Here is a 6913-nt window from a genome sequence, read left to right as displayed (position 1 = left end):
GGCGGCCCTGCCCGAGCGGCAGCGGTCCGCGGTCGTCCTGCGCTACGTCGCCGACCTCGACCACCGGGGGATCGCCGCCGCCCTCGACGTGTCCCCGGTGATGAGCCGCCGCCTCGTGAGCGACGCCCTCGCCACCCTCCGGAAGGATCTGCCATGACCGAGCTGCTCCGCGACTTCGACCCGCCGGTGCGCCCTCCCGTCCTCGCCCCGAGCGACGTGTCGTATGCCGTCGAGGACACCGCCGTCGGACGCCTCCTCCTCGCCCGGACGGCCGAGGGCGCCCTCCTGACGAGCGCCTACGTCCCGACCGCCGAGGCGGAGGACCATGCCCTCGACCGCATCGCCCGCCTGGTCTCCCCCCGGGTGCTGCGTCACCCGGTGGCCCTCGACCCGGTGCGACGGGAGCTGGCGGCATACCTCGAGGGGCGCCTCCGGGAGTTCAGCATCCCCGTCGACCCCGCCCTCATGACGCCGTTCCAGCGCGTCGTCCTCACCCGCCTCGCCGAGAGCGTCGGCTACGGCGAGCGGACGACGTACGGCGGGCTCGCCCGGGCGGTCGAGCGGCCGCACGCGGCCCGTGCCGTCGGGGCCGCCCTCGGCGCCAACCCGCTGTGCGTCGTCGTCCCGTGTCACCGGGTCGTCGGCCGCGACGGCTCCCTCACGGGGTATGCCGGCGGGTTGGCCGCGAAGGAGCTCCTCCTCGCCCTCGAGCGGACAGGATGAGCGCATGGACGTCCAGTCGCTCGGGTTCCGCACCGATCTCGCCATCCTCCGCCTCGGCGGGACGACCGTCGAGGACCGCGGAGACCACCTCGTCGCGCGGTCCGACCACAACCCGGGGTTCTGGTGGGGCAACTTCCTCCTCCTCCGGGAGGCGCCGGCCGGCGAGGCGGGGGCCGACCGGTGGGTGGCCGCGTTCCAGGCGGAGTTCCCCGACCGGGAGCACGTCGCGATCGGGATCGACGGGACCCGCGACGACCCGGCCACGCACGAGGCGTTCACCCCGCACCGCCTCACCCGGGCCCACGACGCCGTCCTCGTCGCCGAGGAGGTCCACGAGCCGTCGCGCCCGGCCCGCCACGCGAGCGTCCGGACGCTGCTCAGCGACGCGGACTGGTCCCAGCACGTCGAGCTCGCGCTCGCCTGCCAGGACGACCCGCCGACCGAGACGCCGGAGCGCTATCTGCGTTTCGTCGAGGCGAGCGCGCTGACCCGCCGGCTCCTCACCGAGGCCGGCCGCGGCGCCTGGCTCGGCGCCTTCGTCGACGGCCGGCTCGAGGCGCAGATGGGCATCGTCGACTGCGACGGAGGCCTCGCCCGCTACCAGAGCGTCGAGACGCGGCCCACCTCCCGCGGGCAGGGCCTCGCGGGGACGCTCACCCACGCCACCGGCCGGTACGCGCTCGACGTCATGGGCGCCGAGCGGCTCGTCATCGTCGCCGACCCCGACTACCACGCCATGGGCATCTACGAGTCGGTGGGGTTCGAGCGTCGCGAGACCCAGGTCCACTGGGAGCGGCGACCGGCCATGACGGGGGCCGGCTGACCCGGTCACAGCGGTAGCCTCGCCACCGTGCCGGATGCCGACCCGTCCACCCCCGTCCCGCTCGACCCCGTCGACCAGCGGATCCTCGGCGCCCTCATGGAGAAGCAGCGGACCGTCCCGGCGACGTATCCGCTGACCCTCAACGCCGTCCAGGCGGCCTGCAACCAGCAGAGCTCGCGCGAGCCGGTCGTCGACTACGACTCGACGCTGCTCACCGACGCCCTGCGCTCGCTCACCGACCGAGGGCTCGTCCGGAGGGTGTGGGCCGGGGCCGGCCAGCGGACCGTCAAGTTCCACCAGCTCCTCGACGAGCGGCTCGGCCTCGCCCACGACGAGTGCGCCGTCGTCACGGTCCTCCTCCTCCGCGGGGCCCAGACGGCCGGCGAGCTGCGGACCCGGTGCGAGCGCCTCCATCCCCTCCCGGACAAGGAGTCCGTCGCCGAGGTACTCCGCCGGCTCGCGGACCGGGACGTGCCCCTCGCCCGGGAGCTGCCGCTGCGGCCGAGGGAGCACGACCGGCGCTGGATCCACCTCCTCGGACCGGTCGCGGACGACGCCGGTGTCGAGGTGCCCGTCCCGGAGGAGCCCGCCACGGTCCTCGCGGCCGGGCCCGCGGAGCGCGACCGGCGGGTCCTCGAGGCGTATGCGACGGTCGCCGGGACGTATGCCGACCGCCTCGGCGACGAGCTCGACGCCAAGCCCTTCGACCGCTGGCTCCTCTCACGGGTCGTGGCCGCCGCGGGCGGCGACCCGGTCGCGGACGTGGGGTGCGGACCGGGCCACGTCACGGCATACCTCGCCGGGCTCGGGGCGGACGCGCACGGGTTCGACCTCTCGCCGCGGATGGTGGAGGTCGCGCGGGAGCGGCACCCCTACGTCCCGTTCGAGGTCGCCGACCTGCGGCGGCTGCTCCGCCCGAGGACGGCCCCGGGGTGGGGCGCCGTCCTCGCGCTGTACTCCCTCATCCACCTCGACCCCGCCGAGCTCGACGAGGCCGTCGCGGCGCTCGCCCGCGTCCTGCGGCCCGGCGGGCTGCTCCTCCTCGCCGGCCACGTGCCCACCGGCGCAGGCCGGCCCGAGGTGCGACACCTCGACACGTGGTGGGACGAGCCGGTCGACCTCGACGTCGTGCTCCACGACCCCGAGGCCGTGCGGCAAGCCGTCGCGCGGGCCGGGCTCGCGAACGTCGAGTGGTACGTCCGGGGCCCCGTGGCCGGCGAGCAGACCGACCGGATGTCCGTGCTGGCGACACGCGCCTGACCGGCCGCTGCGCGAGGGTCGGCGAAGACGGCGCGCCAAGGTGTTCGACGGCGTACCCTCGATCGCATCGGACGTCTGAGGCTGCTCGCCGTCACAGCGGTCCTTGCCATGGCCCCCGTCGCGTCGGCCCTGACAACGCCCGACGTCGCCCTCGGCGCCTCCTCCAGCTCCTCCGCGTCGACCATGCTGTCCGTGCTCCACACGCACACCCTGGCCCACACCGCGGTGTCCATCACGTCCGGCAGCGGCCCGGTGTATGCCGCGAACGACCGGGGGATCGCCGAGATCTCGCCCTGGCGCGGGACCGTCATGCGCTTCGTGGCCCGCATCGGCGCGTTCGGCGCCCAGGATGTCGCGGTCGACGACGCGACGGGCGAGGTCTTCGCGACGGGCGTGAGCGACGACCGCCTCTACCGCGTCGACCCGAGGACGGGGACGGTGTCGCGGAGCGCCCCGCAGTCGAGCCTGCTCGGGTCCGTCGCCGTCGACCCGCTCCGTCATCGGGTCCTCGCCACGCTCGACACCGGGCTCGTCGCCTTCGACAGCCGCACGCTGCGGGTCCTCTGGACGGTCCAGGTCGACGGGTTCCCGAGCGACCTCGCGGTCGACACGTCCGAAGGGACCGCCCTCCTCGCGACGCGCGACTCCGCGATCATCGAGGTCACGGTGCGCGGCGCCGTCCTCCCCGGGCTCGGCCTGCCGGACACGGCCCTGCGCGTCGCGACGGACCCGGCCCGCGACACCGACTACGTCGGGACGTACGGCGGGGTCGACGTCATCAGGCACGGGAGGTACGTGCGGACGGTCGCCGTCAGGGGCGACGTCGCCGATCTCACGGTCGACCCCACGACCGGTCACGCCTACGCGGTCGGCACGGTCGACGGGGCCATCGGACACGGGTACCTCACCGAGCTCGATGCGGCCCACCCGCGCAGACTCGCCCAGCTCCGCCTCGCCGGTGGCGCCATCGTCGTCGGCCGCTCCGCGGGCCACATCTTCGTCGGCGCATACCCCTCGTGGCGGACGGCTCCGACGCTCTACACCGTGGGCGGCTGACCGCTCAGGAGTCGAAGCCGAGGCCCGCGGCGTCGAGCGCCTTGAGGAAGAGGTTGCGGCGGCCCGCGGCGTGGTCGGCGCGGTCGAGCGACCAGCGGGTCGCCTGGACGCCGGTCCACGCGAACGGCTCGGGCGGGAAGGGCAGCGGACGCTCCCTCACCATGGCCAGCTCGGTTCGTTCGGTCCGGCCGCCGGCGAGGTGGTCGAGCATGACCTGTGCAGCGAACCTGGTGGCGCCGACGCCGAGCCCGGTGAACCCGGCGGCATACGCGACCCGACCGCCGTGGGCGCGGGCGAAGAAGGCGCAGAACCGGGTCGAGGTGTCGATGGCTCCCGCCCAGCGGTGCGTGACGCGGATCCCCTCGAGCTGGGGGAAGGTCGTGAGGAGGTGGGAGGCGAGGCGGCGGTAGGACTCCGGGCGGTCCTCGTATGCCGGGTCGACCCGGCGCCCGTAGTGGTAGATCGCGTCGTACCCGCCGAAGAGGATCCGGTTGTCGGCGGACAGCCGGTAGTAGTGGAACTGGTTGGCGAGGTCGCCGACGCCCTGCCGCCCTCGCCATCCGATCGCGGCGAGCTGGTCGGCGCCGAGGGGCTCGGTCATCAGGACGTAGTCGTAGACCGGCACGGTGTGGAAGCGGTACCGGGCCAGGAGCGAGGGGAAGACGTTCGTCGCGAGGGCCACCCGCGCGGCCCGGACCCGGCCGCGGGCCGTCCGCAGCGTCACCGGTCCGGTGGACCGGTCGGCCTCGATCCCCTCGACCCTCGTGTGCTCGAGGATCTCCACGCCGAGGTCCGCCGCGGCGCGGGCCAGCTCGTGGGCGAGCCGGGCGGGGTGGACGAGGGCGCAGGAGTCCTTGTCCCAGGCGGCGGCCAGGTAGGTGGGGCTGTTCACCTCGGCCCGGGCGGCCGTCCCGTCGAGGTATGCCGTCGTGCCGAGCGCGGCCGGCGCCTGCTCGGCATACTCCCTCACCCAAGGGACCTGGTGGGGCTCGACGGCGGGGGCGAACGCGCCGGTGCGCTCGAACTGCGCGTCGAGCCCGAGGTCGCGGACCGTCGCCTCGATCTCGTCGAGGTTGCGCATCCCGAGCCGGTCCAGCTCCTCGATCTCCTCGGGCCAGCGGGCCGCCCCGTTGTCGTGGCCGTGGGTGAGGCTCGCGTCGCAGAAGCCGCCGTTGCGCCCCGAGGCGGCCCAGCCGACGGTGTTCGCCTCGAGGAGGACGACCCGCGCGCCCGGCTCGCGCTGCCGGGCGAGCAGGGCGGTCCACAGGCCGGTGTAGCCACCGCCGACGACGACGAGGTCGGCGCTCGTGTCCCCGGTGAGCCGGTCGTAGGCGGCGGCGCCGGGTGCGGCGTCCTCGAGCCAGAAGGAGCCCTGCCGGCTGTCGCGGAGGGCGGCGTCCACGACCGACGGAGCGGGGGCGTTCCGCTCGAAGACGGTGTCATGACGCGGCATACGGGCTCCTCCTTCGCACGGAGCACACGCTAGCGTCACGGGGTCGTCGAGGTATCGACCTCCACGAGCGTGCGCCCTGCGAAGTCCGCGGTCCAGACGGCCCCGGACGCCGCGTCGAGGACGAACGGGTTCGCCGTGCCCGTACGCCACGGCCCGGTGACGGCATTGGAGTCGGCGTCGACCCGGTAGACGTCGCCGCCCTGGCAGGGGACCCACACGCCGCCGCTCGCGACCGAGCCGTCCTGGGGCGTGGGGCAGACGGCGACGGTCGCGACGATCCTGCCCGTCCGCGCGTCGATCCGGGTGACCGACCCGGTCTGCGGCGAGCTGACCCACACCGTGTCACCGGCGGCGGCCGTCCACGTGGGCTGGGTCACGGCGACGTGCCCGGTGACCCGGGACGTCGCCGGGTCCAGCCGCACGACGGTGTCGAGGCTTTTGACGGGCACCCAGAGCGAGCCGCCCGCCCCCACGATGCCCGTCGGTGTCCCGCCGGTCCGGATCACGGTGCGCCGGTTCGTGCGGGCGTCCACGCGCGACACCGTGCCGTCGGCCCAGTCGGTGACCCACGCCGCGCCCGCCGCGTAGGCGACGTCGTACGGCTGGTCGCCCACGGTCACGGTGGCCGTCACCGTGCCGCTGCGCTCGTCGACCCTCGTGAGGCTCGCCGACCCGTAGTTCTCCACCCAGATCGACCCGCCGCCGCGCGCGAGGCCACAGGGCCGGGACCCCACTCGGATCGCCGGCCCGGTCCGGTGCGTCGCGGGGTCGACCCACTGGAGGGTGCCGTCGCCGTAGTTGCTCACCCACACCCGGCTCGGGGTCACCAGCACCCCGCAGGGCTGGTTGCCGACGGTCACGACGCTGCGAACGTCGACGGACCTGCCCGACGACGAGGCGGGCGACGACGAGGCGGAGGACGGCGACCCGGTCGGAGACCCGCCGCCCGAGCAGCCCCCGAGCGACGCGAGGGGGAGGACGGCCAGGGCGAGGACGACGGTCACCGCACGACACCTCATGAAGAGAAACTAGTTCATCAATGAACTAGTTTCAAGCGACCATAGGATGTTCCGGTGCCCGGCACGGCGATCTCTCGTGGTCCTCTCCTGCTCGTCTATGCCCTGTCCCGGCAGAGCGGCCACCTGCTGTCGCTGTGCTTCGACGGGGCGCCGCTGACGACCGAGGAGTTCGCCGTCTACAGCGCGCTGCGCATCATCCAGCCGGCCACGCCGTCGAGCCTGGCGCAGACCGTCGGGATGAAGCAGCCCACGCTGTCCAACCACCTGCGGCGCATGGAACAGCGTCGGCATCTGCGCCGGCGGGCCCATCCCCACGACGGCCGGTCGAGCATCCTCAGCCTCACGCCGCTCGGCGAGCGCCTCACGGTCGAGTGCTTCCCCCACTTCCAGGCGGCGATCGTCCCGCTCCTGGACCGCCTCGGCGACGACAGCCCGCGGATCCTCGCCGCCCTCGAGGAGCTGAGCGGCGCGCTCGACGACGTCATCGCCGAGGTGTCGGAGAGCCGCCGCCCTGACCACCGCGCCACCGGAGCCTGACGCGGGGTCCGCCGGGGGCGCAGCGGGCCGCCGGGGCGCTGG

Annotated in this window: 8 protein-coding genes; 6 read left to right on the top strand and 2 right to left on the bottom strand. The window is 74.5% G+C overall.

Translation table 11 applies throughout. The features are described from left to right. The first annotated feature begins 7 nt into the window (after positions 1-7). From BN12_RS16070 to BN12_RS16050, 5 genes are all read left to right on the top strand, one after another. A complete protein-coding gene (locus BN12_RS16070; RefSeq protein ID WP_268807035.1) occupies positions 8-157 on the top strand; it encodes an RNA polymerase sigma factor in 150 nt (49 codons plus the stop codon). Beyond that, entirely contained in the window at positions 154-723 is a 570-nt protein-coding gene (locus tag BN12_RS16065) for a methylated-DNA--[protein]-cysteine S-methyltransferase (RefSeq protein ID WP_048554028.1), read from the top strand. Before BN12_RS16070 ends, BN12_RS16065 begins: the two co-directional genes overlap by 4 nt. Positions 724-727: 4 nt before the next feature. Next, complete coding sequence (locus BN12_RS16060) at positions 728-1546, top strand: GNAT family N-acetyltransferase (RefSeq protein ID WP_048554026.1); 819 nt, start codon at positions 728-730, stop codon at positions 1544-1546. A gap of 27 nt (positions 1547-1573) precedes the next feature. Continuing rightward, positions 1574-2806: a DUF480 domain-containing protein gene (locus BN12_RS16055; RefSeq protein WP_235432432.1), complete on the top strand. Its 1233-nt coding sequence runs from the start codon at positions 1574-1576 to the stop codon at positions 2804-2806. Positions 2807-2998: 192 nt separating this feature from the next. Then, positions 2999-3862 (top strand): YncE family protein, encoded by an 864-nt coding sequence (locus BN12_RS16050; RefSeq protein ID WP_235432431.1) that lies wholly within the window; start codon positions 2999-3001, stop codon positions 3860-3862. A 4-nt stretch (positions 3863-3866) separates the two neighbouring features. Here the strand turns inward: BN12_RS16050 and BN12_RS16045 are convergent, their stop codons facing one another. Both BN12_RS16045 and BN12_RS16040 read right to left on the bottom strand, forming a co-directional pair. After that, the gene (locus tag BN12_RS16045; RefSeq protein ID WP_048554022.1) at positions 3867-5315 is read right to left on the bottom strand and encodes an NAD(P)/FAD-dependent oxidoreductase; all 1449 of its coding nucleotides are present in this window, start codon (positions 5313-5315) and stop codon (positions 3867-3869) included. 35 nt (positions 5316-5350) lie between these two features. Further along, positions 5351-6319, bottom strand: a complete 969-nt coding sequence (locus BN12_RS16040; RefSeq protein WP_048554020.1) for a Vgb family protein — start codon at positions 6317-6319, stop codon at positions 5351-5353. Positions 6320-6388: 69 nt separating this feature from the next. Here BN12_RS16040 and BN12_RS16035 point away from each other — a divergent pair, with 69 nt between their 5' ends. Further along, positions 6389-6871: a MarR family winged helix-turn-helix transcriptional regulator gene (locus BN12_RS16035; protein WP_048554018.1), complete on the top strand. Its 483-nt coding sequence runs from the start codon at positions 6389-6391 to the stop codon at positions 6869-6871. Positions 6872-6913: the final 42 nt, after the last annotated feature.

The organism is Nostocoides japonicum T1-X7, from assembly GCF_001046855.1.
GTDB lineage: Bacteria > Actinomycetota > Actinomycetes > Actinomycetales > Dermatophilaceae > Nostocoides > Nostocoides japonicum.
This window is presented reverse-complemented; position numbering and strand designations above follow the sequence as displayed.